Consider the following 26,249-nt stretch of genomic DNA (forward strand, 5'->3'; position numbering starts at 1 on the left):
ATTACTAAAAAAAGTTCTCACATGAGAAAACATATTGTCGCAATTGCTTATATTTGCAGAGATATCTTTATGTCACATGAAGGGCCAAAAGGTGGTACATCCTTATTTACCGAAACTGGTACATTGTTATTTACCGATTACAGAGATATAAGACCACTATATTTTGCCAAAAAATTGATTATTAGGGATGATTGAAGATATAGTATCTTTTACTAAAGATTTGAAAGTTTGACTATTATGAAAAATTTGATTGGAAGGGAAAGAGAAGCGAGTGTTTTACAAAATTTATTCAAATCCGAAGAGGCAGAGCTTGTAACCATCTATGGTCGGCGTGGAGTCGGCAAAACTTTTCTCGTTCGGGAGGTGATGAACAAGGAATTGACTTTCGAAATTGTGGGAGAACATAATGGCATCTTAAAGAAGCAGTTGACAAATTTTAGCCAGGCCTTAGTTAAGTATGGATCGACCATGGCGATTACGGCACCCAATAATTGGAGAGATGCATTTTTTCAGTTATCTAAGCATATTGAATTTAAAGCTATGACGCACAAGGGCAAGCAGGTCGTTTTTTTAGATGAATTTCCATGGTTAAACACACCTAGATCAGGATTTTTGTCTGCATTTGATCATTGGTGGAATAGTTGGGGCAATAAACAAGACTATCTTATAGTGATTATCTGTGGATCAGCTGCGGCATGGATGATTCGTAATATTGTTCATAACAGAGGAGGCTTACATAATAGGATTACCCAGAGAATAAATTTAAAATCCTTTACTTTATGGGAAACAGCGGAATTTTTGGCTTCGAAAAATATAAAATTGGGATATTTTCAAATTGCTCAAATATATATGGCCATTGGAGGAATCGCCGCCTATCTTAAATTATTAAAAAAGGAGAAAGCGCTGCGCAGGCAATTGACAGGTTGTGCTTTGATCCAGACGGGCCGTTGACTGACGAATTCGAAAATCTTTGCCAATCTTTATTTGATGATTCTGCTAAGCACATAAGTGTTATCAAATTATTGGCGAAAAATACAACCGGACTTTCAAGATCGGAAATTGCAAATGCATTAGAAATGTCTTCTGGAGGCGGATTAAGTGTTTTGTTGGACGAATTGGAAGCTTCAGGGTTTATTGCATCCTATAGACCTTATCGCCTAAAGAAAGCAAATAGTCTATATAAGGTAAATGATGAGTTTTCCCTGTTTTATTTGAAGTTTATGGAAAATAAAAAACATAGTGGCATGGAAAGCTGGCAGAAGATTTCGGCTAGACCAAGTTGGAAGAGTTGGAGTGGACTTGCATTTGAAAGAATTTGTTTTAAACATATTGATAAAATTAAAGAGGCACTAGGACTTCGTGTCATTCAAACGAGTTCTTCATCTTGGAAAAGTAGGAGTAAATTTGAAGATGGTGCACAGATTGATTTGCTTATAGAACGGGGAGATTTTATAATTAATCTATGCGAAATAAAATTTTCAGAGAGCGTATTTACAATTGATAAAAAGTATGCCATTGAACTCAGAAATAAAAGAGCGCGTTTTATTGAAGAATCAAAAACGAAGAAATTAGTGCTAATTGTTATGATTTCCTCATTTGGCGTAAGTCATGATGCTAATTATTTGGAATTAATTGAAAATGAGGTAAAATTGGAAGATTTGTTTTAATGAAGGTTGAATCTGACGAATTTTGTTAAAATCAAGCCGAAAACGTAAACAGGGCTTCTAGGCACGAAAATGATAACTCCAGATGATACTGGATGGTACACGATTTTAAGTAGAATTGAAATTAGCGGCCCTTGCTGCATTTATTTTATCACAAATTATATAGGCTATTGCGCATATGGTAGTGTTTTGATTCATTTGGATATGAACTGACAGGATTCAAGGTGAGTATTCATCGCTTGAATTGTCCGGCGGCTAAGCGCTGGATTGACATATGCATTTGACCGACATTTTGCTTACAAAGGTGGATATTCTGATTAGCCTATAAAAAAGTGCAAATGATCAGTGAGCTTGCCTGTTGCTTTGAGGAAGTATTAGCAATGGTGCTGTATAACAAAATTTTGATAAGCCGAAAATTTTCTTGTGCGTTATAAGTATTGAATATCAATCTGGTGTGCTGTATTATTCAGTAAATATTACAATCATGTCTTAGTTATTAAAATTGGCGATGCATTAAAGTCGATTACTTAGTTTTGCACTTTATAAATTTAAATGAGGGGTTGCTAGATTTGATACGAATGGTCTTTGGAAAGACTAGCAGTTATTTATCCGTATTGCCTATACTGAATTTTGATGCTGACTAGCCGGGCCCATAAAAATAAAAAATCAAAATAAATTTTACTACGCAAATTGACTGCGTTGTGTTACCTGCAACTTTGCTTTATTGAAAACAGAAGATATGATTATTAATATTTTATCAGAAAATAATTATCTGGCAGACATTCTGCATAAAAATCCAGATACCGATCAGGGGTTATATGCGAAAACGCTAAAAGAGGGCATTGTAATTGGCAATGTAGCTTCAAAAACTAAATATGAAGTTCTATTCCACGACCAACATAAAAGTTATACGAATGACCCTTCCAACCAATTGGATTATCAAAGCCTGTGCAACCCTCTAATCATACTTAATATTTGCACTGAACTGTTCGGACATCTTTTAAAAGATAAAGAAAGCTATTCAAATCAAGCGGTGAGTTGGCTGAATAAAACAAGAGGAGAAATTGACGTGATTTCCTGTCAGATAGAAGTGCCTGTATTCTATATTAATTCTAATTGGTATCGCAATGGCAGCTTTCTGCTGGAGAAGTACTTTTCTGAAATTTGCGTAGAGCACAATGTAGGGGCTAATTATACATTGACGGTCTCAGGTAATTGTGTTTTCGAGGCCATTAATTTGTTGAATCTGGTGGCCATATTCACGCATTTAACAAATGAGGATCGTTATGATACATTTATTGATAATTCAATGATTGAAAAATATATAAGGGTCCTGACAAATTTGAATGAGGTGCCGTATTTTGTGTTTTATCTGTTTATCAAAAGGGCGGTGAAGAACCAAACACAGTTCCAGATGGTCAAACCAATATTTGAGCAGTATCTGGCCGCTCAGGGATTAACGGCGAGTTTCACAAATGAGGATACCCAGCGGTCCAGGATTCGCTTTATTACAGAATCCATTGGTATTGAACTGCCGGTGCTGGATATAGGCTGTGGGGAATTTTCCTATTATAAACGCCTGATGAATATGGGGCTTAAGGCCATGTATTATGGGGTCGACAAGGAACAAAGGCTCGAAAGATTGGGCCAAAGTATTATGCACCGATTGGAAAGTGAAAATCTTTGTTTCAGTACAGATCTTAACCATGTAGATAAGTCTGCAAAATTAAATATCATCATTAGTGAAGTAATAGAACATAACAGTATTGAGGATGCCGTAATGCTCATACGATCAGCATTAAATTTTAATTTTGATAAGCTGATCATCTCTACGCCAAATGCTGATTTTAATAAATATTATTATGGAAGAAATGTGAAGAACGATTTAAATCAAAGGGAAGCTGCTGCTTTTAGGCATATTGATCACCAATTTGAGTTTACACAGGTTGAATTTCAGGACTTTATGACGCTTGTTTTGCAAGGAAGGAGTGACTGCCAGGTAGTCTTTGACCAGGTTGGCGATCAAATAAATGGTGTGCAGCCCACACAATTAGCAACCATTAAAAAAATGACAAATGAATCATCAAGATAAAGAAGTAGCCTTAAGGAAAATCCGATCCAGGATTGATTGGATGTGTAAGGATAAAATAGCTGCTTTTTCCCCGACCATTTCCCCGGCGCCTAAATCGGTGGATAGATCAGAAATTGAGAGTATTTACGAGGGAGCGCGTTTTTATGTTGAAAGGGGGTAAAGGATCTGGTCTTTCAGAAAAAGTATATGGGCTCGTACTGTGATATTTATCTGCATAAAAATAAGGAAGAAACTTATTTTGTCAGCAGAAATGGGTATAAGATTGATTATATTGATTTGACAGAAGCAAGGCAGACTTGTGAAAACTTGTATAACCGCTTTGACTGGAATGGGTTGGAATTGGCAATCATACAAGCTGAGTTGTTGCCCTGGCATATTATGGGAAGTAACTTAATTGCCAGGGAGTTTGAAGGGTACTTAGAAGCGCACCAAAAAAGGTTGGCGTATTTCAAAACCAGTACTATTTTAGAGAAGATTGAAGCAGTCAAAGCGGCGCAAGTGTATAATGGGTTTTTTCGTGATAAAGAAGTTTTGTCTGGCAATGCCTTCAAAAAGAAATATCCGTCCCATGAAATAAGGCAAATGGAAGCTATTGGTCATTTTGATTTGCCAGATTTATCTAGTTATGAAAACGGTATACAAGTATATGCAAGGCAAATTCATCATTACGGTAAGGAAGGTGCGCTTTATTTTAAACCCTTTAATATCCTAAAACTCATTTATACGGATGGCAAAGAGGTTATTCCAAATGATAACCTGACCTACAGACTGGTTAATGATGATCTGATGATGGAGTTGCACATTGACACTGAGCTGACTTTGGAGGAGCAGTTAGCACCTGTTTATGATTGGTTTAGTACCTTATGTGCTGGTATGGAAGAAGGTATTGTTATCAAAGCTCAAAAGGCCTTTTTAAATGATTTACCGCCGGCATTAAAGGTTCGTAATAATGATTACCTCACAATGATCTATGGAGTTGACTTTCAAAGGGATTTAGAATTGCAGATTAGAAAAAGAAAGATCAGCAGAAAATTGGACTGTTCAATGAATGATTGGATGATTAATTATCGTCTTTTGGAGATTCCTTATTCAGAGATTGATTCAGAAAATTATTATTATAGAAATTTGATGTTAGATAGAATTCTACAGGAGGAAACGGAAAGCAAATTGGATCCGTCCTTGTAATTAAAACGATATGAATAATGAGTAGAAAAAATCCACAACTTTTAATATTGGTAGGTGCGCCCGGAAGTGGTAAGACCACATTTGCTAAATATCACACCAGGATGCACCAAAATTGGGTAAGGCTTAGCAGGGATGATTTCAGGGCAATGCAGTTTTCTGATCAATTCCTGTCTGATGAGTTAGAAGAGGCCTTAACTGATATGATGTTTGCTGGCATCCATAAATTGTTACTCAGAAAACTAAGTGTCATTGCGGATGCCACACATACTAAATTTGAATATATTGAACAGTATATTGAAGCGTTTGGGCATATGGCGGATATAAGTTTTAAAGTATTTGAATTGCCGCTGGAACGATTAATTGAAAATTGTGAAAAACGTACCCGGGAAGGCGGGAGGCATATTTCTAAAAAAGCCATCGCCTATCACATGGCGGCCTTGGAAGAATTGCTTAAAAAGTATGATTTGCAATTCAGGGAGCGAAGTCGGTTGGTCAATAAAGTTAGGGCCCAAGATGCTAATTTACCCAAAGCTATTATTTGTGACTTAGATGGGACCTTGGCCATCATTGGTGACAGAAGTCCTTTTGATGGTGCCCGGTGCGAGGAAGATACATTGAACAAGGCAGTGGCTGAGACAATTAACTTTTTTAAGAAAAATGGCCATCAGGTACTACTGGTTTCTGGTCGGGAAGATGCTTACAGGGAGCAGACGGTTCGCTTTCTTGAAAAACATCAGGTTCCTTATGATGCTCTTTGGATGCGTCCCACTGGAAATTATAGCAAAGATAGCTATATCAAAAGAGATATGTTCTCCACTCATATACATAATAAATATTTTGTATCCTTAGTGTTGGATGACAGAGACCAAGTGGTAGAGATGTGGCGTAAAGAGTTAATGCTACCTTGTTTTCAAGTGTATTATGGTTCGTTTTAACCTACTGTTATTTTTTATGAAGACACAAATCCCCGAACTTAAGCCTTAGGTTTAGCGTTCGGGGATTTATTGTAAATAAGTATGCCATTTAGCGTAAGCTTAATACTACTAATTCGTTTTATTTTTTTATAAATTTCAACCAATCTTTTCCATTCTGGGATTCAATAAAATAGACCCCTGAAGGTAAATTGCTGATTTGTAAAGTATTATCTCCTTGTTTGCCCTGAAATTCTAGGACTTTTCTACCAACTGAATTGTAGATTTGGATTACTGAGGCAATTGGCATGATCATGTGCAACTGGTCTTTAACCGGATTAGGGAATAAGGAGACTATATGATTGGTTTTTGAATAATTTACTGTTCTTACCCCTAAGTTTTTGATATGACCACTGGCATCCAGTTGTTGTAACTGGTAATAGTTAAAGCCTATTGCTGGTTGCAGGTCATCCCATTCATACTCAGATTTATTAGCGCTATTGCCACTTCCCTTAATGGACGTTAATTTACGGTAATTTATGCCGTCATTTGATCTATCGATTGTAAATCGGACATTTTGAGATTCAGTAGCTGTTGCCCAGCTCAGATGTATTTTATTTTGCCTGCCTGCTGCCTTAAAATAAAGCAAGTCCACTGGAACGGTATAATTTCCAAACTCATAGGCGCCTATATCAACGAAACTGTTATTTATTCGTGGGTGATTTAACTGGTCTACCGTAAAAAAGGCCATAATTGCTGTATTATTACCATGGTCGATAGCTTGACTTCCAGTAATTAAAGTTAGGTCACCTGAAGAATTATCGGTGAAAGGATTTTCTAGACTAATAATATTATGACCGCCATCTGCGCCCAGCGTGGCTTGCCAGGAGCCATTACCATTAATGTAGCAGTAGGAAAAGCTAGTCGTGTTGATTCCTGCTGCTTGTGGAGAGGTGCCTGCGTTATTACCAAATAGAATCGAATTTTGAATATTACTACCAGTATAATCAGCCAATGCCCCTGCAAGGCTCTGCCCATTGATTCCGTAGGCCCCTGTAGGGCCATCATTGCCGAAAAAATCTCCCGAGCCGCCGACTCCGCCATTGCCTCCTTGGCCCCCTTGCCCCCCTATTGCCTTATTTTTACTAAACGTACAATTAATGATGTTTACAATGCCGGTTTTTGTGCTATAGATACCTCCCCCGCTGGCTGAACCTGCATTGCCTCCGTAACCTCCATTGCCTCCTGCCCCGCCAAAATTGTCGGGTTGTCCTGCAATGGCGGCACCTCCCAAACCACCATTTCCGCCAAGACCACCATTTCCGCCAATTGCTTGGTTGTCATAGAATACAACGCCAATCAATTTTGGTGAAGAGCCGTTGTTATATAAACCGCCGCCGAGCCCATCGCTACCTGGGCCTCCATTGCCACCATTTCCACCGTTATTTCCATTACCACCATTGATGCCAGCGGTTCCATTTTCCCCAATATCCCCATTTAATCCGTTGCTGCCATCTCCGCCTATTGCCTGATTGGATATAAAAGAAACATTGATCAGCGTTGGGCTGGCCATCTCGTTATACATGCCGCCGCCATAGGCGGGAAAGCCGCCCATACCATCAATACCACTGATGGGATTTGGTCCATCCCCGCCAATGGCCTTGTTATCTTTAAATATTACATTTTCAATGGTGGGCGCTGCATTTATGCACACCATCCCTGCGCCGATATATGGTTCGATATACTGCTCGCCAACTAACATGGTGGCACCACATGATCTTCCTGCAGTAATAGTAAGTCCTGACAGCATAGCGCTGTCCTCTGTATCTACCGTTATTACAATATGTCCAGCGTTATCGCTATTGTCACTAGGTGTTAAGGGATCACCACTTAATATGGTTGGGAATTTTGTCCAATTTCGTGCATAGATATCTGGGTTGCCAATTGATGGAAAACCGCCCATTAACTGAACGTTTTGGGTCAATACAAAAGCACTTTGCCATAGTCCAGGTTCAGTTGCGTGGTCATCGTTTGCATTGTATACTGGATAATAGGTGCCTTGTGCGATATATATTTTTAAAGGCTTCGTATCCGTCCAGTTAACCGTCCCGGCATCCTGTTGTTGCCTTACCCATAATAAAGCACTTGAAAGGTCTGTTATGGCATTATTCCAACTGGAGCCACTTTGATCACTAGAGGCGGAAACCTTTTGGTTGACATATAACACATTGTCAGTTGTTGGGCTTGGATTTGCAGCGATAATAAGTTGAAGATAGCTATTTTCAGCAATGGCATAATCCTCAAGTGTTCTTCCGATATTCAAAAGACTTCCATTATAAGCAATCAACTGATTCTCCATAGGAAAACCAGTGGCGACTTGGATGGTATGCGTCAATTGTTGGATAGAATTACTTGCGGGTTCATCTATACTAATTACTTGACCATCAGGTGTTTTGATTTTAATTGTCGTCGCTTGTAGAAAAGTGGCAGTGAGACTTAAGGAAATAAAAAGAAGTAAAAATTTCTCATGGAAAGTAAATTTAGGTTTATTAAATAAAGCTGGAGATGGCGTGTTGCCTCATTGTAAAGATAGCAATAAATTAATTTATAATTTAATGTACTGGGCAAGGCCTGCATTTTGGCCACAGATAGCTTGAATTTATTTTAATCTGGTGGATAAAATAGATCACCTGATACAAATAAATTTCAGGATTCTTTTAGACGGCTTATCCAATGGGGTGTATCTCATAATTGGGAATGCACTTTGTGGTAACTATTATGAAGTTATCTATAAAAAACTCCAGCCTTTAATTTGACTGGAGTTTTCAAGATTGTATTTTGGGCTATATGGATTGAACTTATTTTTCTCTCTTTTTTTCATTGGCCATAAAATTCGGATTATCTGCAATGGCCCTGGCATCTGCCAGGCTGTAAACAGAACCGTCTTCATAGAAAAGCCCATTGATGGTGCCTATATTTCTTTGTGGTGTCAGATAAGCGGGTTTGACCATCAAAGACCAAAAATAGTTGCCGATTTCAGCTTTTCTGACATGAGGGGCTAAACTTGCGAAGTCTGGAAAGAGCTCATTTTGGGGCAATTTGTGCTGGTTCCAGCCATTGCCCGCCGGCCGTAATCTTTGCCACTCCGTAATCCATACAGGCCGTCCAAGCACTTCAGTAATCTCCTTAGCCATAGTAAGATCGTTATTAAATGCAGCGAGCTTGGTCGGATAATTATTATGGAACTGTAAGATGTCAATATCCAGGTCCATAAAGTTGCCCCAATTTTGCATGCCTGGCAGTGATCCTATGGTAAGAGGAATGCCTCTTTGTTTTCGTCTTGCTGCCTTAAATAGATACCTGGACATGGCTAGTCGGTTATTAGCTAGTGGTGGTTCGTTCATGACTTCAATGGCCAATAATCTTTTATCATCCGAGTGAATATCCATTATACGATTGACAAACTTCTCTGGCTCTTTCCAGCGGTCCTTATTTCGACTGATGGTTAATCCGGGAGACATCACCGCAACCGCTGTCTTTGGATTCTTGTCTTTTCTGGCTTCTGGCGTGTTTTCTACCCCACAGCTGTCAAAAAGAGCCAGGAGGATTTTCAAACCCATTTTATCTGAAGCCTGTAAAAGCTGCTCCAGACACTGTTCGTGTCGTTTTGGGTTTTCCAGCCAGTATTCATAACTGAGCCAAATTCTAAGGGAATTCAGACCGATGCTTTTGGCATAACCAAAATCACGTAAAGTGATGTCGTGATCATATTCTTTCCATTGCTGCCAGGTGTTATAGGCCTTGGCGGGAAGATAAACGGCCCCCTGGGAATTTTTATCTGAGGCGTAATGGGCTGATAGGGCTCCCGTAGTTCAATATGGGAAGTAGAGTTACTTTTACCTTTGGATAACAGCGGCAGGGTGGACAGTCCGATTGCGGCCATGGTTGTATTCTTAAGAAAATTTCTTCTTTCCATCATTTTAATTTAATTGTTTCGAATAGTACTTGGTTTTGCTTATTTTCAGATACAAGTATTGTTTATTATTGCTTCGCTTGATAACCGGGTCTTGTGCCTTTGGCCATAATTTGGGTTATGGCCGCTTGCATTGCTTTGGCACGATTTGGCTGTTCTATTGCGATATTGTTGTGTTCTGTCGTATCAGTGGTAAGGTCGTATAATTGTGGTGTAGTACTCAGACCAGTGGGGATTTTTTTATTTTTCATCCAGTCCGGCGTGGGAGAAGTTTGCGGGGCAATGTATTTCCAGTTTTCGGCGCGCAGCGATAAGGTATAAGACTCCTCAAGCATTGTGTCCCTGCCATGTTCAGACTTACCCAGAATTACTGGTAACATATCATAACTGTCGGGTGCCTCATTTGGGGATAATTTATGGCCGATCAGATCAGCCAGTGAGGCATAAAGATCCACATGGCTGAATAGCGCATTATTGACAGCTCTGGTAATTTTGCCAGGCCAATAAGCAATGGTCGGCATCCTTGTGCCGGCTTCAAAAGCGCTGTATTTACCGCCATTGAAGGGTCCCCAGGGGCGATCTGTCCCTACTAAGGCTTCCGCCTGATCCTGATAGCCATCATCTAATACGGGGCCGTTATCGCTACTGAATATAATAAGTGTATTATCAGTTAATCCTTCTTCTTTCAGGTATTTAATCACTTCACCTACTGACCAATCTAATTCAGCAATGGCGTCCCCTCTTGGCCCCATCTTGCTGGCCCCTTTAAATCGGGCATTGGGCGCACGTGGTACATGGACATCGGTTGGCGCGAAATACAGGAAAAACGGGTTTTGTTTATTTTGGTGGATATAGGCTTTTACTTTGCTTACAACACGCCCGGTGATGTCCTCATCCTTCCACCATGCGGCCTTGCCTCCTGCCATAAAGCCAATGCGACTGATACTGTCAATGATTGTTCCGCTATGCTGCGAATCTGCCAGCATTCTGGTCATTTCAGGATGCTCAAGGCCTGTAGGTAAATTACCCACCTTGTGTTCATAACTAATGGCAATGGTGTCTGATTTTTCCAGTCCAACTACATGGTGGTTTTCCACAAATACGGTAGGAACCCTGTCAAGAGTTGCCGGAACGATAAAGGCGTAATTAAATCCAATCTCTAAAGGCCCGGGTTTAAGTGAATCATTCCAGGTAGGCATTCCGTTACCTAAACCCAAATGCCATTTTCCGATAACAGCCGTATGATAGCCATTATTTTGAAACATACCTGGTAGGGTAGGCGTGCCCGGACGAATTAATAAAGGGGCACTTCCGGGCAGGATGGCTGCATTATTACGGAAAGCATAACTACCTGTCAACATGGAAAATCTAGAGGGTGTGCAGGTCGAGGCCGTACTATGTGCATCTGTAAATCTGAGGCCATGTTCAGCCAGATAATCGATATTTGGCGTTTTTACGCCAGTAGCGCCATAGCAACTCAAATCGCCATACCCTAAATCATCGGCATATATGACAATAACATTAGGCTTTGTTTGAACCTGCTCTTTTTTGTGTTTTTGCACGAACTTGCTATGATGACTACCGTCAACAACAATAGGATTGAATTTTTTATTTGCATTTGAGTAACTTTTAATATGGAATAAGTATATAGGGTTGCCAGTTATGGCCTGCGAAGTATCCTGGGAGCCGGCTCAGGCGAAAAAGAGGGACTGTTACCCTTGATTCTGGGCCATCCGTTCTTGAAATAGATTCTGTCCAGTAGCATGACCCTTTTATCAAATTTTAAACCTACTGGACTTTTCTTACTTTGGAATCGGCTTTTAGGATCAATAGCATGATAGAGCATCCAATACTCTTTTCCGTGGTTTGTGGTGATAACCGCATTATGACCTGGGGCGTCCCAGTGGGTATTTTTTTGTAAAATCACGCCATTACCCGAACCGTCTATCCCTTCAAATTTTTTATATGGCCCCAGTACATTATGTGAACGTGCCACCATAACGGCATAATGAGCCTTTGGACCACAGCAGTTATCTCCCGAAAAGAATAAATAATAATAACCTTTTCGGTAAATTAGCCAAGGGCCTTCTATCATGTTATCATAATTGTCCTTTTTATCCGTGGCAATGAGTAGATCCTTTGGGGCGCTATCTTTTTTGAGGGCTGTCCACCCGTCCAATTGTTGCATCTGAATAGGCGCATGATCAGACCCCCATAATATATAGGAATTTTTTGTGACGGGGTCATGAAACACCATCGGATCTATATGCGTGTAGGAACGGCCGCAGACCAGTGGCCTGCCAATATCCGTAAAGGGACCTTCCGGTGACTTAGATGTGGCAATACCGATGCAATGATTGCGCGTGCCATTATGTCCTGAGGCAAAATAAAGGTAGTATGTTTTGCTATGAGCATCATATTGTATATCCGGTGCCCAGAATTCACTTGTGCTGTCCGCCCATGTGGGTTTAATAGGCATACCATCTGGAAGGTATTGCCAGTGTACAAGATCTTTTGATTTTGCAATCTGCAAATGAATCATTGTTTTTTCTTCATGCCAGGTACGGGTTGCGTAGGCATAATACCAGCCATCGGGCGCTTTAATTATGGATGGGTCAGCAAAAATAGTATTTAAGACTGGATTGGTATATGTCTTTGCACCACCAGCGTTGTGCTGCGCCGCTGCTGTCATACACAAAGAAATACAAAACAGAAAAATAAAACTGCGCCCCATTATTTTTGAACAAAAATTAAGTTGTTGCATAATCGATTTATTTAAAATTTAGCACTGTTAAATGATCAGATAATTGTTGTTGCGGATCGGATTCCCTTAAATTTATTTGCAGCCATGCGCCAATGGAAAAGTTTACCAACCCTAAAAATCCCAAACAAATACTCCATCTGAATGCAAGTAAAACGATGCATGCCGCTTCTAAGAGCCCTATAATTTATGTTTATAAAATTACTATTATTTAAATGCATTTCTAAATGATTTGGATAAATTTTTGTTTTTATGCGAGACCTAAAACTACGTCCTAATAAAAATGGGATCGAGTTGTCTGAAAAACGCATGTAAAGATTAGTACGCTGAGCTATGTATGTATTGCATTGACTGCCATTTATTAACAAGGAATTGACTGCTTTTAGTATTAACCATACTTAAAAGTACTTTTTTGGATTTATTTTAATTTTTATTCAAGGCTTGATTTGCCAATTTCAAGTAGCTGCATAAAATCCTGGTATACCAGCGGATTGGTATAGTAGTCGCCATTATTATTTTTGCCAAATGTTTTTTGAATAAATAAGGGATTTAAAAACCAGGAAGGGGTTTTAGGTGTTACCCGTTTGCTATAACCTTGTTGCAATAAAGGATAAGTGGCCAAAATGACACCATTTTGCGTAAAGTATCTGTAGTACGCCCAAAGATAATGTGGCAGGTACCATGATTGTGACGTAAACATATCTGCCCATTCGGTATACGGCACTTGCTTATTATTAGCCATTGTTAGCCACTGATAGACTTTTAGGTCTGGTGAAAGATGATACTTTTGCAAGAACTCTGCCCCAGACGGACTGCTGCCGATGCTATCTTTAAAATGCTTATTATACAACCTGAAAAGTGAAAATTCAGGAACAATGATTGGCTTATGTGGCATTAAGGATCGTACAAATTTAAATGCTTCAGCTATTTCCAAAGTGTCTTCTATATGTAAGTGGATTGCCAGGCCACTGATCTCCTTGTTTTTTTGTGCAAATTTAATCAATTCAAAAACACCAGGTTTTTGTTGCTGTGCACGTTCAAATAGAGCAGGCAGGGAACCCGCATATAGTTTTGGCAGTTCCCAACCTGAATGTTGTTTATAGAATTTTAAAACATGCTGCATTAAACGGTTGGTAAATATAATCAGGGGAACTTCGTGGCGCTGATTATACTGCAGATCACTTTCCATGGTTTCTAAATTAGGCTCGTTGCCCAGCGCGAATAGTCGCACATAAGGACCTACTTTTTCAAGGATACTGTCTACCATTTTAAAATAGCGTATTTCCCGGGCCGATCCAGGTGCTGGAAGCAAGAGCTGCCGCTTTTTAAAATCCCATCTGAACCCAAAGACTATTTTATAGCCTTGTTTCCCCGCTCGTATAATCTTTTTAATTCCTGGGTTATTTTGAACGCTTAACTGCCCGTCTACATAATCCAATATCCTGGGTGTTGTTCTGATCCAGTCTGGGTGTACCTTATTCACATATTTAAAATCTATATTCTCTGGGTTGTGGTTAAAATTAAGACCTAACTGTTGACTATAAACGGCCATCGATGTTATCGCAAACAGCATGGCTAAAATAATGGATTTAATCTGGATCATGTTTATGGATTTACAGTTGAATAAAATTTGTTAGCTGCATCAATATCCGGCTTAATCCTATTTTTATCCCATTTAAGAGGGATGACCGCAGGCCGGCAGGTAATTTGGAAATGCCCGGCCATGATGCCACGGGGATTGAAAAACGCCGTTGACCACCACTTTCCTTGCTTATCTTTAAAGAAATTGTTGTGTCCTCCGCCTAGAATGGCCGGATATCTGGGACCATAGGGGCCATATATACTGTCCGACTCAGAAACGACAACATCATAGCTATATAAACCAATATCATTTTTATCGTCCCTCAAATAAGAGTAAGAGCTGTCTGGTTTTAAAACAGACCAGACGCTTTGAACCAGTTGGTATTTACCGTTATGTTTATCCAGCCAAACGCCTTCGATATATGGTTCCTTTTTATAAGGCGTTTCTTTAAGTTTTCTAAATGGTGTTGCGATATCGCTGAGATCCTTTTTCATTGGCGCGATATAATGATCGTGTCCAACCAGGTAAACACTACTGTCTGTATCCTCAAAAATACTTAAATCAATATTGTTAAATATAGGCTTATCTTGATTGCCATCTATATTCTTATATGGCCCTTCAGGTTTCCCTGAAACACTTTCCAGTACAAAGGAGCCCTGCCCACCGTTCAAACAAGCAGCAATGAGCCATGTATGTTGGCTTTTGATATAATGCAATTCCGGAGCCCAGACAGCTCTGTACATGGAATCCAGTACATCCCCGTTAAGGGATTTGGCTCCCGGTTTTATTGGCCTGCCTTTTTTTTGCCAAGGGGCTGCGTCGCTGTCAAAAGACCAGATCCTGCCAAGTGCTGTCCAGTTTTTCAAATCCGGGGAGCGCCACAAATAAATGCCATCATTGTAATCCCAACAGTGGGTAGCGCCATTAAAAATACGTCCGGGGCTGGCTGTTGTGCCAGTCATGTAATAATTGCTATCTGGTCCCAGCATAATGTAAGTGTCTCGCATCCACACATTTAATATCGGTTTTACGGAAGCAGGAACAGTAAGCAAAGAATCTCCTACAGGTGCTGTCGGGTTACTGTAGACCGGCTTTCTTTTGGCTTGTTGATGACCTGAGCTGCAGGCAGCACAGAAAATGGCCATGAATATTATGAGCGTAATTAAAAAATGCTTGCGTATAGAAGTTATGAATATTGCTTTATGACTGGCCATTTGTGTCTTTCTTACGATTGGATACTGTGGTTGGCGAGTGATTCTATGTTTTTCCAATAGGATAATGTTTGTTGTGGATTTTACGGAACATTTATTTTTTTGTTGGCAACAGCGAATGATTGAATTGGAAGAATAGCATTGGATATAAATTACCATTTTTATAAATCCAATGCTACTTACTTTGCTTATCTTAGCCAGATTTCTTGCTGTTATTAATACCCTGGATTTTGCTCACATAGTTTATTTGCCTGTATTTCTGATTGAGGGATCGGAAATAAGACTTTATCCGTGGTGGCCTGTGCTGCCGGGACGCCTCTGGCGATGGCTGAGGAAATAAAGGTGCCCTGTCGAATCAAATCCTCACGCCTCTTGCCTTCAGAGATAAATTCCCAGCCACGCTCCCTGAATATGGCATCCCGAAAACTTTTTTTGTCGGGTGCATCATTTAGTGTCAGATCTGGCAGTCCGGCCCGTGTCCTGATTTTGTTGATCAGAGTGAAGCATTCTGCTGGAGGGGTACTGCTGAGCTCATTTAATGCCTCTGCTCTGCTAAGCAATATATCGGAATATCTGTATATCGGTACATCATTGCCACTGTTATTTCCGATTGTAGTATTATCCCAATATTTAAAACTGCGAGCATTATCTCCACCTAGGATATTTACAGTGGCGCCAGCATTATTAATATAACTGCTGCAGATAAGTGAACGCCTATTATCATTAGCTGCCATGGTATTGACAAAGGCTGTTCTTAACCGATATTGTGTAGCAAAATTGGACATGGTAGACTGATAATTAAAGTCAGGCACCTGGGGCGTACTTTTAAAACCAGGAGGCAGCGCGCCGGCCATAAACCAGTTCCCAAAACCTACTTCGTTTTTACATTGTAAAACCAGTATCATTTCTTTATTGGTCATGCCTTCGTTTTCCACGCGAAATAAATCTTTAAAGGGATATTGCGAGGTGGAATAATAGTTGAAATTCATGATCTGCTGGCAGGCGTCAGCAGATTTCTGCCATTGTTTGGTATTCAGATAAAATTTTGCCAGAATTGCATAGGCAACCCCTTTATTAAATCGTCCGTATGCCTCTTCTTTGCCTGGATCGGGTAAATCCGCCACAGATTCTGTGATTTCTTTTTCGATAAAATCTTTCATTTCCTGATCCGTAGCCCGGGCGAGGTCGCCTGGCTGTGTTGTAGAAGTTCTTAGCGGAACGGGGCCGAAAAATCCATACAGCGTGGCATAGGAATAGGCCCGAAGTACCCGGGCTTCTGCTTTATATAGCTTTTTGTTGGCATCTGTTGTATTGACATTGTCGATGTTTTCGATGACACCATTGGCATCTCTGATACAGCGATAATTGGGTGCCCAGATGTCGGCCTGGAAAGTACCCAGTGTCGCATCCCAGGTGAAATTAATAATTTGTACCAATTGCCCGTTTTCTGCACCACCTGAGTTAAAGGCCATATCGGTACACATTTCTGAGTTATTGATTACAAACCGAGAGTTTTGCTGGGTTTGTTGTTGTGCATAAGCAGAGTAAAGCAGCGATTTAATACCACTTTCTGAGGTTAGTACATTGCCTGGCGCGAATTCTGAATAAGGGGTGACATCAAGATCCTTTGCGCAAGAACCAAGGCTGGCTATGACTACTAAGGGAAGTATATATTTAAATAATGTTTTCATTTTGTCGATTTTAAACTGATTAAAACTGGATATTGAGACCGCCTGTAAAGGTTCTTGTCATAGGGTAGGTATTATAATCGACCCGGTTGATGTTACTGCCCACTGCGTTGGCTGCCGGATCGGAACCTGAATAATTAGTGATCGTCCATAGATTCTGACCACTGACGAATATAGAAGCACTGTTGATATATTTTATTTTAGGCAAGGGTAGTTTATAGGATAACTGCACAGATTGGAGCCTCAGATAAGAGGCATCTTCCACCGTTTTATTGGTAACATTTTTCAGCCCCTGAACATCGCCTGGGATAAATGAAGGATATTCGTTGGTGGGATTATCTGGTGTCCATCTGTTAAGGTAGAGCTCGGCCAGTTTATTTCTTCTGAAATCTACCGGGTAATAAGAATCCACCAGGCTACTGTTCAGCATTTTTGCGCCATGAGAACCTTCAAAAGCGATGTTTAGAGAAAGGTCCTTATATCGGGCATTGAACTGAAAACCATAATAGAAATCCGGTAATGAATTACCGAGGATCACCCGGTCATTGCCATCAATGACCTGATTGTTGTCCAGGTCTATGTATTTTAAATCCCCCGGGCGGACGCCGGCAGGCGCTTTGGAGAAATCATCCCCTGTTTGCCAAACACCTTTTACGATGTACCCATAATAAGAGCCCATGGATTCTCCTGGTTTTAAGATGGAATAGTCACCTATACTACCGGGCCCAGAAATAATCACCTGATCCTGGCCACCCAGGCTCAGTATTTTATTTTGCAAGGTGCTGATATTAAAATTCGCATCGAGCGAGAAGTCTTTATGGTCTATTATTTTACTGTTGAGCGAAAACTCAAAACCCGTATTTCGCATACTTCCTACATTCTGCGTCTGTGCACCGAATCCGGAACTAAGCGGTAAAGGAATATTATATAGCAGATTAAAGGTCTTGCGATTATAATAGTCTATAGTACCAGATAGCTTTGACTGAAACAGGCTAAAATCCAGGCCTATATCCGTTTGACGGGCTGATTCCCATTGTAAATAGACATTGGGGCTTCTGGAAGGCTGAATAGAAGAAACCCTTTGTCCGTCAAAGACAGCGTCACGGCCGGCTGAGTAGGTGGACAAGTATAGGTAATTCGAGTTAGGCTGATTGCCAATAGCACCATAACTGGCCCGAAACTTTAGATCGCTTATGGCATCCACTGATTTTAAGAAATTTTCCTGTTTGATTTTCCAGGAAAGAGCCGCTGAGGGAAAATAGCCGTATCTGTTTTCCGGCCCAAACCGGGCGGAGCCATCGGCCCGGATGGAGGCAGTTAACAGATACTTATCCATATAGGAATAATTGACTCTTCCCAGATAGGAAATCAGGATATTTTCCTGCTTGCCATTGCCTACCTCATTCAGGGTCTGATCACCTGTGCCAAGTGCATAATAGGTGAGGTCAGCCAGGGCGAAAGAACGGGCGCTAGCCACCAGTGAGCTGGAGGTATATTTTTCATAAGTTGCACCCGCGACTGCATTTATTTTATGTTTGCCAAAAGTCTCATTATAGTTCAGCGTCCCTTCTAACAGATAATAGCCTCTTTTGCCATCCCGGACATCTGCATATCCATTATAGGAAGCACCTGTGAGCGTGGAAGGGTCTATCCAGAAATACCGCTGTTCATCATTGATATCGGCGCCTACTCTTACTTTGGCTGAAAAGGTCGGCGCAAAAAAGTATTCAGCATGTAAATTGCCGAAAGTCCGATAGGTCTCTCCATTGGAATATTGGCCATTGATTACAGCCAGCGGATTGTCCATGGGCGCCATTAAAGGGGATCTGTAATAAGAACCGTCTTCATTTAGAGCCGGTGCAGTCGGATCATAATTCTGGGCCATATATAAGGCACTACCGTTATCATTAAGACCTGTGCCAGTGGCATTATACTGGTCCTTCATATAAGAAGTTGCCAGACTGACGCCGACATTGTATTTATAAGGGACACTTAATTCCAGATTGACGTTAACATTATAACGTTTTGTGCCTGAATGCAACATGACACCATCCTGACCAAAATATCCAGCAGAAACATAATATTTGGAGGTAGGTGTACCGCCGCTAAAAGAGACGTCATGTGATTGAATTGTGGCTTTTCTAAAAAGTAACTGCTGCCAATCTGTATTGTAATTTTCTCCGGTTACTTCTGGGTAATTACTGGTATTGAGATTCCCCTCTGCGATGATATCGTTGAGCGTCTTGGTATATTCATCGCCCGTCATATAACGCTGGGTATGACTGACCTCTTGCCTGCCGTAGGAGCCGTTATAATTTACTTTTAAGCTTCCAGATGCACCCTTTTTGGTGGTAATCAAAACAACGCCATTGGCACCGCGGGAACCATAAATGGCCGTTGCGGAAGCATCCTTCAAAATTTCAATTGAGGCTATATCAGAAGGGTTTAAGGTGTTGAGCGGATTTCTGTTGTTCGGGTTATTTGTCGTTCCTCCCGGACTGGCAGATCCGATAGCTGATGCGTCATTGACGGGCATCCCGTCTATCACATATAAAGGAGCGTTATTGCCGGTTATAGACGTGATTCCTCTGATCTGGACGCTCATGGCGGCGCCTGGTTCTCCACTTTTTTGATAAATCTGTACGCCCGCAACTCTTCCCTGTAGCGCTTGTTGCATATTTACATTGGTCCCCTTGGTCAAATCATCCGCTTTGATAGAAGCGACCGAGCCAGTTAAATCACCTTTTTTAACGCTGCCATAACCAATAACGACGACATCAGAAAGTGATTTGTCGCCAGGTTCTAATTGAATAATGACTGAGCGCTGTCCGTTTAAGGCAATTTGCCTGCTATTATAGCCCACAAATTCAATCAGCAACGTGGCGTTGCTATTGTTTGCCATTAAAGTAAAATGGCCTTCCTGGTCTGTCAGCGTATGGGTTTTTGTATTCTTAATGGTAACAGTAGCGCCTTGCAGGGGATCACCCTTTATGCTGGTTACCTGGCCACTAATACTTACTTGCTGTGCTTTTAGTCCGCTAAAGACGGCCAGCGCAAATAAAGAAAGCAGCAGGGTGCGCAGTCTACTAGTTAGTCTTATAATCGACTGATTCATAATAAAATTTGTTTTGTTTTTAATAATTGTTATTCGCAGGGATTTTCATTTGAGGCTATTTTTTGAAACTGATCCAAAAAACTATAGGATTTTTGATTGCGGCCATTTACTTGGCGAACGGATCTGTTAAGAAACAGCGCATTCAACACCCAGGGAGCTGTATTGACGGTAAAATCTTGACCGACTGGATAGGATTGTCTAAGGGCATAAAAGCTGAGAAATACATTTCCTGCCGCCTTAAAAGCATGGTAGGCATCGCATAAATAACTGCTTTTAGCCTGCAGGTAAGGAGAGTTTTCCCAGAAAGCATACCACTCCTGAGCAGGCCGAGGATTTTTTAAGGCATAATCGATATATTGATAATTTTTAGTGACGTCTGCCGGGGGTGGATCGATGTCATCGGTTGAGCTGGCGTTCGCCGCTGCAATAAAAGCAGGGGCAATGGCCGTATTGTTATAGGAACGCCAGTATTTCATGAGCGAAAATTCCGTAACCAGCATTTTTTGGTCTTCTCTGATTTTAGATTTGGCAAAGCTCAAGGCGTTGGTCATCTCCGCTGCTGTCGTATGGTGAATATGCAAATCAATGCCAGACAGATAGGACGTGGTTTTCGCAAATGCCAGTAGCTTCAAATAACCTGCATTTGTTTGCAGGCTCGACTGATACATATTATCAAAGGCACCCAGAAAAATAGGTTTATTAATATTGTTTTGTTCAAAATAGGTGTGGACCTGGTCACAAGCAAGCTTATAAAAACTATTCAGTGGTTCATCCCAAGTAGAAGGAGCCGATTCAATAAAGGGCTCATTTCCCACAATCAAAACATCTGTGTAAGGCATGACTTTGGCTAGCAGCGTATTGATAAAACTGAGATAGCCATTCCAGTCTGCAGAATTTACCGCCGGGAATCCATTTTTAAGGAAATTAAACTTAAGACTGAGGGCGGTTTTATATCCTTTTGATTTTAAGCTATTGAAGGCGGCAATTTTAGCATCCGTATTCAAGGTGCCGGATTTATATAGGTCGATGACTTCAACAAAACATCTGACCCATTTCGTTTTTGAATCCTGGATATCCTGCATATCCGCTACATCCACCTGCTCATTGAGGTTGACACCCATTTTAAAGCTGTAGTCAGTAGAATCAGGTGTATCTGGTGCTGCCACCGTAATATGGCTTTTGGCATTACTACACGCAGTTAAGAGCATAGATAGGGTGAGCAGCGAAAAAAACAATCTTGACACATTTTTCATCTTTGTGGTTTTAGTTTAGCATTTGGAGCTGATTTAGCCTGTGGCAAAAAATGATTATTTAATTAATCTTTTGAAATCCGGTGAATGGAATGAATAATTAGCTTTTTTAAAAGTGGCGATTATTGTTAAGCAATTTTAGTTAGAGAAAACAGTAAATATTAGCACACTTGTTAAATAAACCCTGAAAATTGTTTAAAACTTGATCAATTTTCAAGGATCAGCTATTTGTGTTGAATTAACCACCCTTTTTAAATGGCTTTGAACCTTTTTTTGGTGGATTTTATCCAGAAGTATACTTAATGCATAAAGCGAATTCAACTCTTTTATAGATCAGAAAAGCTAATTTGCCTAAGCGCTCGAAGAATTGGTGATAGCAAGCATAGGGTGTAGCTTATTATACAAAATAGACCCCAATAGCGGACATTCAAAGAAAGTTTGTGCTGACAAGTCGGTGAATTAGAGTAGTTTATGAATTTAATAGCGAATGAACATACCAATGGATAGCCCGAAACAGCTGATTCTGCTACTGGTAAAATGGGGGCTCATTGGCATTTAGCGCACGCTAAATAAGGTTGTACCGTAGGTGATTTTGCCAAATGGACTGACGCGTATCATAAATTGAAAGAGATAATCAGGATTTATGTTTAAAAAAGCCAGACTTATGTTTAAAAATTAAAAAATAATTATATATTTATTTATTCATTGTAAAATATTGCTGAAATTAGCAATGTTGATTACCGATAAATATGTTCTATCCATGAAATTCCTTGTTTTATTACTCCTCTCTATGCTGTATTTTGTAGCGGCCAATCATGGGCAGTCAGTCCAGTTTAGAAAACTGACATCCAATCAAGGATTGAGTCATAATACGGTATATGCAATCAGCCAGGATGAAAAAGGGCAAATGTGGTTTGCAACCAGGGAAGGGCTAAACAGATATGATAGCTATCAAATCAAAAATTATTATATTAAAGACAGTTTACCTGGGGTTTCTCCTGATAAGATAGCTGCCATATTATGCAAGAAGGACAGTATTTATATTGCAACAGAGGACGGATTATATATTTATGACCAAAAAACGGATCAGATTGCCAGAAGTCAAGCGCTTTTAGCGCGCTTATCGGTACTATGTCTGTTCAAATCGGCTGCAAATGTCTATGTAGGAACCACTAATGGCCTTTTTAAGTTGGCAGGGAATACCAGTAGACTGATTTCCCCAAAAAATTCTGCAGTACGGGCGATGGAGCAGTTGAGTCCTGATCGTTTTCTGATTAGTATCGGTAATAAGCTGGAAATCATCGATAAGGAAGGAAAGGTCTGGAAGACTTTTGATGCCCATACCTTTGCGCCTCTGGCCGTTGGCAATTTTGATGTTTTTAATATGTATAAGGATGGTCGCGGTTTTATCTGGCTGTGTACCAACCACGGGTTGTATTATTTTGATAATGACCGGCAAGCGTTTGTTAGGCTGCATTTTTCGCATGCAGAAAGCAGAGAAGTAAATACGGTTAGAGCCATTACCAGCACCGACAAGGACTTACTTTATATTGGTACAGAGAATGGCTTATATACCTATCAATTAAGTACGGGTAAGTCAGAGAATTACGGGCAATCTTTCGACAATAGTCCCAAAAAGCTAAATGATAAGGCTGTCTATTCAGCTTTTTTGGCAAAAGACGGTTCCATCTGGCTAGGTACTTATTTCGGCGGTATTAATTATATCCCCTCCAATACTTACGCCTTTGAGCGGATAATGGCTCAGGATAATGGAAAAGGACTTTCTGGCAAGGCGGTCAGTCAAATGATGGAGGACAGTAACCGAAATATCTGGATTGGTACAGAAGATGGCGGCATAACAATTTATAACCCCTTGAAAGACAGCTATTCCTATATCAATAAAACGACCAGTCCTTTTTATTTAAGCATTAATAATGTACATGCGATCCACGCAGATGGTTATGGAAATATCTGGGTAGGAACCTTTTTGGGTGGCTTGCATAAATTTGATCTGAAAACCCAGCAAACAACCATTTATACCAATAAGCCAGGTGATACAAATTCACTTTCAAGTGACAATGTATATGCCATCTACCGGGATAGCAGAGGGACACTTTGGATTGGTAACCAGGCTGGCGTAAACATTTTTAATTACCAAACAGGAAATTTTAGCCGTTTCAGACCGGAAGTATTCGGTAATAAATTTATTTATGACATAACGGAAGATAAAAACGGAGATATCTGGTTCTGCACCCGTTTTGCCGGCATATATAGATATAATCCAATAGGGGGCAGTTTTAATCACTATAGCGCAGACGGCCCGAATCCTGTTCTCACCAGTAATCAAGTAATTAGTTTATATCAGGACAGCAAACAGGATTTATGGTTCGGAAGCCTGGGCGGCGGTGTCATGCTATTTGATTTTAAATCAGATACCTTCAAAAGTTTTACGACGGCCGATGGATTACCTAATAATAACGTATACGGTATTTTAGAAGATGGTGCCGGGTATATGTGGCTCACTACCAACCGCGGACTCTCCAAGTATGACCCTGCCACAGCCCATTTTACCAATTACAATAACAAATATGGGCTTCCTTCCAATCAGTTTAACTTTAAGTCCTACCTGAAAAGCAGCGAAGGAAGCCTTTATTTTGGCTCCATCAATGGGCTCTGCTTTTTTCATCCAGAAAAAATAGCGGCTAAACACCCCTTGGTTCCTTTGATTTTTACTGATTTTCAGTTGTTTAATAAAACAGTTATTCCTTCTGCCCATTCGGTTTTGCCTAAACAAATTGATTATACCCATCACATTAAGCTAAGCTATAATCAGAATGTCTTTACCATTAATTACGCAGCGATTGATTATGCCAATCCAGGTAGTACGAACTATGCTTATTACTTAAAGGGGTTTGAGGACAGATGGAATTATGTCAGCGGAAAGAATAGTATTACATATACAAATCTATCACCGGGTAATTACACTTTTTATGTGATGGCATTGACGGCCGATGGCGCTCCACAAAGCGTCCAGCGCTCTATTGAGATCACCGTAATGCCCCTTTTTACCAGACCAAGCTAGCGTATTTGTTGTATTTTCTATTACTACTTTTATTAATTTGGCTATATACCCGGTTTATTAAGTTTTTACACCAGAAAAAAACAGAAGTCCAGATTGAACGTATTGAAAAGGAAAAAACAAAAGAGCTGACCCAAAATCGTTTGAACTTTTTTACTTTTATCTCCCATGAATTTAAAACACCGCTAACGCTCATATTAGCCTCTATAGAAAAGCTGATTACTGAAAAAGGGGTAGAGATCAAAAGAATACAGAATTATCCAATATAAAAAACAGCGCATCCGTCCTTTTTAAGCTGATCCAGCAATTAATGGAGTTCAGAAAGATGGAAACCGGCCATGACAGTATTGATCTGAGTTATGGAGATATTATCAGCTATTTAAAACAGACCACGGCTTATTTTGATACCATTGCCAGAAGCAAAAATACAAGATTAGAATTCGAAGCGGATTTGATGGAACTGCCTTGTTATTTTGATCAGGATAAGGTGGAGAAAATTTTGTTTAATATTTTATCCAATGCTATTAAAAACACCACTGATGGTCTTATTGCGGTATATATCCGTAAAAAGCAAGATACATCTGATGCCAGAAGTGCCATTATTGAGATCCGTGTAGAAGATACGGGCCTTGGTATGTCCCAAAAGGAGCTTAAAAATATTTTTAACCCATTTTATAAAAACCTACAAAGCGAGGAGGGAAGTGGTATTGGTCTTGCGCTTGTCAATAGCCTGGTGCAGTACCTGGATGGTTCGATTGCCATTGAAAGTGCGGAGCACAAGGGCACAAAAGTGACCATTGAGTTGCCAGTCGTCTTAAAATCTGACACCACACCGTCTAAAAAGAAAAAACAACCAGGTGCCTTAATTCTCCAGGAGACGAAACCTGAAGCAGTGACTACGCATCTGCAGGCTTCAATACCTTTAGAGAAGAAAAAATATACGCTGTTAATTGTAGAAGATAATAAGGAGCTATTGGTATTTCTAACAAGTCACTTCTCTGATTTTTATCATGTATCCTGCGCCTCCAATGGTATGGCGGCGCTCAAAAAGATGACCAAATCTTTGCCGGATATTATCATAAGTGATGTGAAAATGCCCAAAATGGACGGACTTGAACTGTGCCGGGAAATTAAAAATGATCCTAAACTCAGTTATATCCCTATTATTTTACTTTCTGAGTGGGAATCCGATGATAAAAGGGTCGGCGGACTGAATATTGGTGCGGATGCCTATATGGGAAAACCCTTCAATCTTAAAGAACTGGAATTATTGGTAACAAATATGATTCGATCCAGGGTAAAATTAAGGGAGCATGTGATTAATATCAGCGAGCTGGCGATTGATAACCTACCCTCCAATAATAAAAATCAAGAATTTTTAGCCAAATTAACGGATCTGCTCGAAAAGCGGTTTTCTGATGCTGACTTTACAATTGAACTGATGGCCAGGGAATTAAATATGAGCCGTACCTCATTACATTTAAATCTAAAGAAAATCATGAACAAAAGTGCAACAGAGTTATTAAACGAATACCGATTAAAAAGGGCTGCAGTCATGCTTGAAAACGATATGCCCATCAGCGAGGCGGCCTACGGCTGTGGGTATAGTGATCCAAATTATTTCAGCAGGGTGTTTAAGAAAACCTATGGCCAAACACCCGCTAAATTCAGGGAAAACGCCAGGATCCCCCCAGCTGAAATCTAACATATTGGTACAGATTTCAGCTGGGGAGTAGGA

Annotated in this window: 20 protein-coding genes; 10 read left to right on the top strand and 10 right to left on the bottom strand. The window is 40.3% G+C overall.

From position 1 onward, the window contains the following. The first annotated feature begins 21 nt into the window (after positions 1 to 21). The 7 genes from FSB73_RS23250 to FSB73_RS10470 all read left to right on the top strand — a co-directional run bounded on the left by FSB73_RS23250 (position 22) and on the right by FSB73_RS10470 (position 5,876). Entirely contained in the window at positions 22 to 195 is a 174-nt protein-coding gene (locus FSB73_RS23250; protein ID WP_158639495.1) for a hypothetical protein, read from the top strand. 42 nt (positions 196 to 237) lie between these two features. Beyond that, entirely contained in the window at positions 238 to 951 is a 714-nt protein-coding gene (locus FSB73_RS10450; protein WP_146781620.1) for an AAA family ATPase, read from the top strand. Beyond that, complete coding sequence (locus FSB73_RS10455; RefSeq protein ID WP_146781622.1) at positions 948 to 1,667, top strand: hypothetical protein; 720 nt, start codon at positions 948 to 950, stop codon at positions 1,665 to 1,667. Before FSB73_RS10450 ends, FSB73_RS10455 begins: the two co-directional genes overlap by 4 nt. 736 nt (positions 1,668 to 2,403) lie before the next feature. Then, positions 2,404 to 3,756, top strand: a complete 1,353-nt coding sequence (locus FSB73_RS10460) for a methyltransferase domain-containing protein (RefSeq protein WP_146781624.1) — start codon at positions 2,404 to 2,406, stop codon at positions 3,754 to 3,756. Continuing rightward, positions 3,740 to 3,916, top strand: a complete 177-nt coding sequence (locus FSB73_RS24750) for a hypothetical protein (RefSeq protein ID WP_225974695.1) — start codon at positions 3,740 to 3,742, stop codon at positions 3,914 to 3,916. Before FSB73_RS10460 ends, FSB73_RS24750 begins: the two co-directional genes overlap by 17 nt. A gap of 26 nt (positions 3,917 to 3,942) precedes the next feature. Then, complete coding sequence (locus tag FSB73_RS10465; RefSeq protein ID WP_225974696.1) at positions 3,943 to 4,941, top strand: hypothetical protein; 999 nt, start codon at positions 3,943 to 3,945, stop codon at positions 4,939 to 4,941. Positions 4,942 to 4,958: 17 nt separating this feature from the next. Beyond that, positions 4,959 to 5,876, top strand: a complete 918-nt coding sequence (locus tag FSB73_RS10470; RefSeq protein ID WP_146781626.1) for a phosphatase domain-containing protein — start codon at positions 4,959 to 4,961, stop codon at positions 5,874 to 5,876. 118 nt (positions 5,877 to 5,994) lie between these two features. On the opposite strand, the gene FSB73_RS26635 is transcribed toward FSB73_RS10470, so the two are convergent. The 10 genes from FSB73_RS26635 to FSB73_RS10520 form a co-directional block, all read right to left on the bottom strand. Further along, on the bottom strand, positions 5,995 to 8,358 hold the full coding sequence (locus tag FSB73_RS26635) for a ubiquitin-like protein (protein ID WP_317132877.1): 2,364 nt from the start codon (positions 8,356 to 8,358) through the stop codon (positions 5,995 to 5,997). A gap of 352 nt (positions 8,359 to 8,710) precedes the next feature. Continuing rightward, positions 8,711 to 9,466 carry a glycoside hydrolase gene (locus tag FSB73_RS10480; protein ID WP_146781630.1) on the bottom strand — a complete coding sequence of 252 codons (756 nt, stop codon included), beginning with the start codon at positions 9,464 to 9,466 and terminating at the stop codon, positions 8,711 to 8,713. A gap of 101 nt (positions 9,467 to 9,567) precedes the next feature. Further along, on the bottom strand, positions 9,568 to 9,831 hold the full coding sequence (locus FSB73_RS10485) for a twin-arginine translocation signal domain-containing protein (protein WP_146781632.1): 264 nt from the start codon (positions 9,829 to 9,831) through the stop codon (positions 9,568 to 9,570). A 62-nt stretch (positions 9,832 to 9,893) separates the two neighbouring features. Next, a complete protein-coding gene (locus FSB73_RS10490) occupies positions 9,894 to 11,387 on the bottom strand; it encodes a sulfatase family protein (RefSeq protein WP_146781634.1) in 1,494 nt (497 codons plus the stop codon). Positions 11,388 to 11,485: 98 nt separating this feature from the next. Continuing rightward, the gene (locus FSB73_RS10495) at positions 11,486 to 12,589 is read right to left on the bottom strand and encodes a glycoside hydrolase family 43 protein (protein ID WP_146781636.1); all 1,104 of its coding nucleotides are present in this window, start codon (positions 12,587 to 12,589) and stop codon (positions 11,486 to 11,488) included. 427 nt (positions 12,590 to 13,016) lie between these two features. Beyond that, positions 13,017 to 14,189: a hypothetical protein gene (locus tag FSB73_RS10500; RefSeq protein ID WP_146781639.1), complete on the bottom strand. Its 1,173-nt coding sequence runs from the start codon at positions 14,187 to 14,189 to the stop codon at positions 13,017 to 13,019. Between the two features lie 2 nt (positions 14,190 to 14,191). Continuing rightward, complete coding sequence (locus FSB73_RS10505; protein ID WP_146781641.1) at positions 14,192 to 15,313, bottom strand: family 43 glycosylhydrolase; 1,122 nt, start codon at positions 15,311 to 15,313, stop codon at positions 14,192 to 14,194. Positions 15,314 to 15,594: 281 nt separating this feature from the next. After that, positions 15,595 to 17,070: a RagB/SusD family nutrient uptake outer membrane protein gene (locus FSB73_RS10510; RefSeq protein WP_146781643.1), complete on the bottom strand. Its 1,476-nt coding sequence runs from the start codon at positions 17,068 to 17,070 to the stop codon at positions 15,595 to 15,597. Positions 17,071 to 17,089: 19 nt separating this feature from the next. After that, positions 17,090 to 20,182, bottom strand: a complete 3,093-nt coding sequence (locus FSB73_RS10515) for a SusC/RagA family TonB-linked outer membrane protein (RefSeq protein WP_146781645.1) — start codon at positions 20,180 to 20,182, stop codon at positions 17,090 to 17,092. A gap of 29 nt (positions 20,183 to 20,211) precedes the next feature. Next, on the bottom strand, positions 20,212 to 21,435 hold the full coding sequence (locus tag FSB73_RS10520) for a hypothetical protein (RefSeq protein ID WP_146781647.1): 1,224 nt from the start codon (positions 21,433 to 21,435) through the stop codon (positions 20,212 to 20,214). A 757-nt stretch (positions 21,436 to 22,192) separates the two neighbouring features. Between FSB73_RS10520 and FSB73_RS10525 the strand changes: the two genes are divergently transcribed. The 3 genes from FSB73_RS10525 to FSB73_RS10535 are packed head-to-tail and all read left to right on the top strand — an operon-like array spanning position 22,193 to position 26,216. Continuing rightward, positions 22,193 to 24,514: a ligand-binding sensor domain-containing protein gene (locus FSB73_RS10525; RefSeq protein WP_158639496.1), complete on the top strand. Its 2,322-nt coding sequence runs from the start codon at positions 22,193 to 22,195 to the stop codon at positions 24,512 to 24,514. A gap of 5 nt (positions 24,515 to 24,519) precedes the next feature. Beyond that, positions 24,520 to 24,780, top strand: a complete 261-nt coding sequence (locus FSB73_RS10530; protein ID WP_146781650.1) for a histidine kinase — start codon at positions 24,520 to 24,522, stop codon at positions 24,778 to 24,780. Positions 24,781 to 24,821: 41 nt separating this feature from the next. Then, positions 24,822 to 26,216 (top strand): hybrid sensor histidine kinase/response regulator transcription factor, encoded by a 1,395-nt coding sequence (locus FSB73_RS10535; protein ID WP_146781652.1) that lies wholly within the window; start codon positions 24,822 to 24,824, stop codon positions 26,214 to 26,216. Positions 26,217 to 26,249: the final 33 nt, after the last annotated feature.

The sequence above is a fragment of the Arachidicoccus ginsenosidivorans genome (assembly GCF_007971385.1).
In the GTDB taxonomy this organism is placed as follows: Bacteria; Bacteroidota; Bacteroidia; order Chitinophagales; family Chitinophagaceae; genus Arachidicoccus; species Arachidicoccus ginsenosidivorans.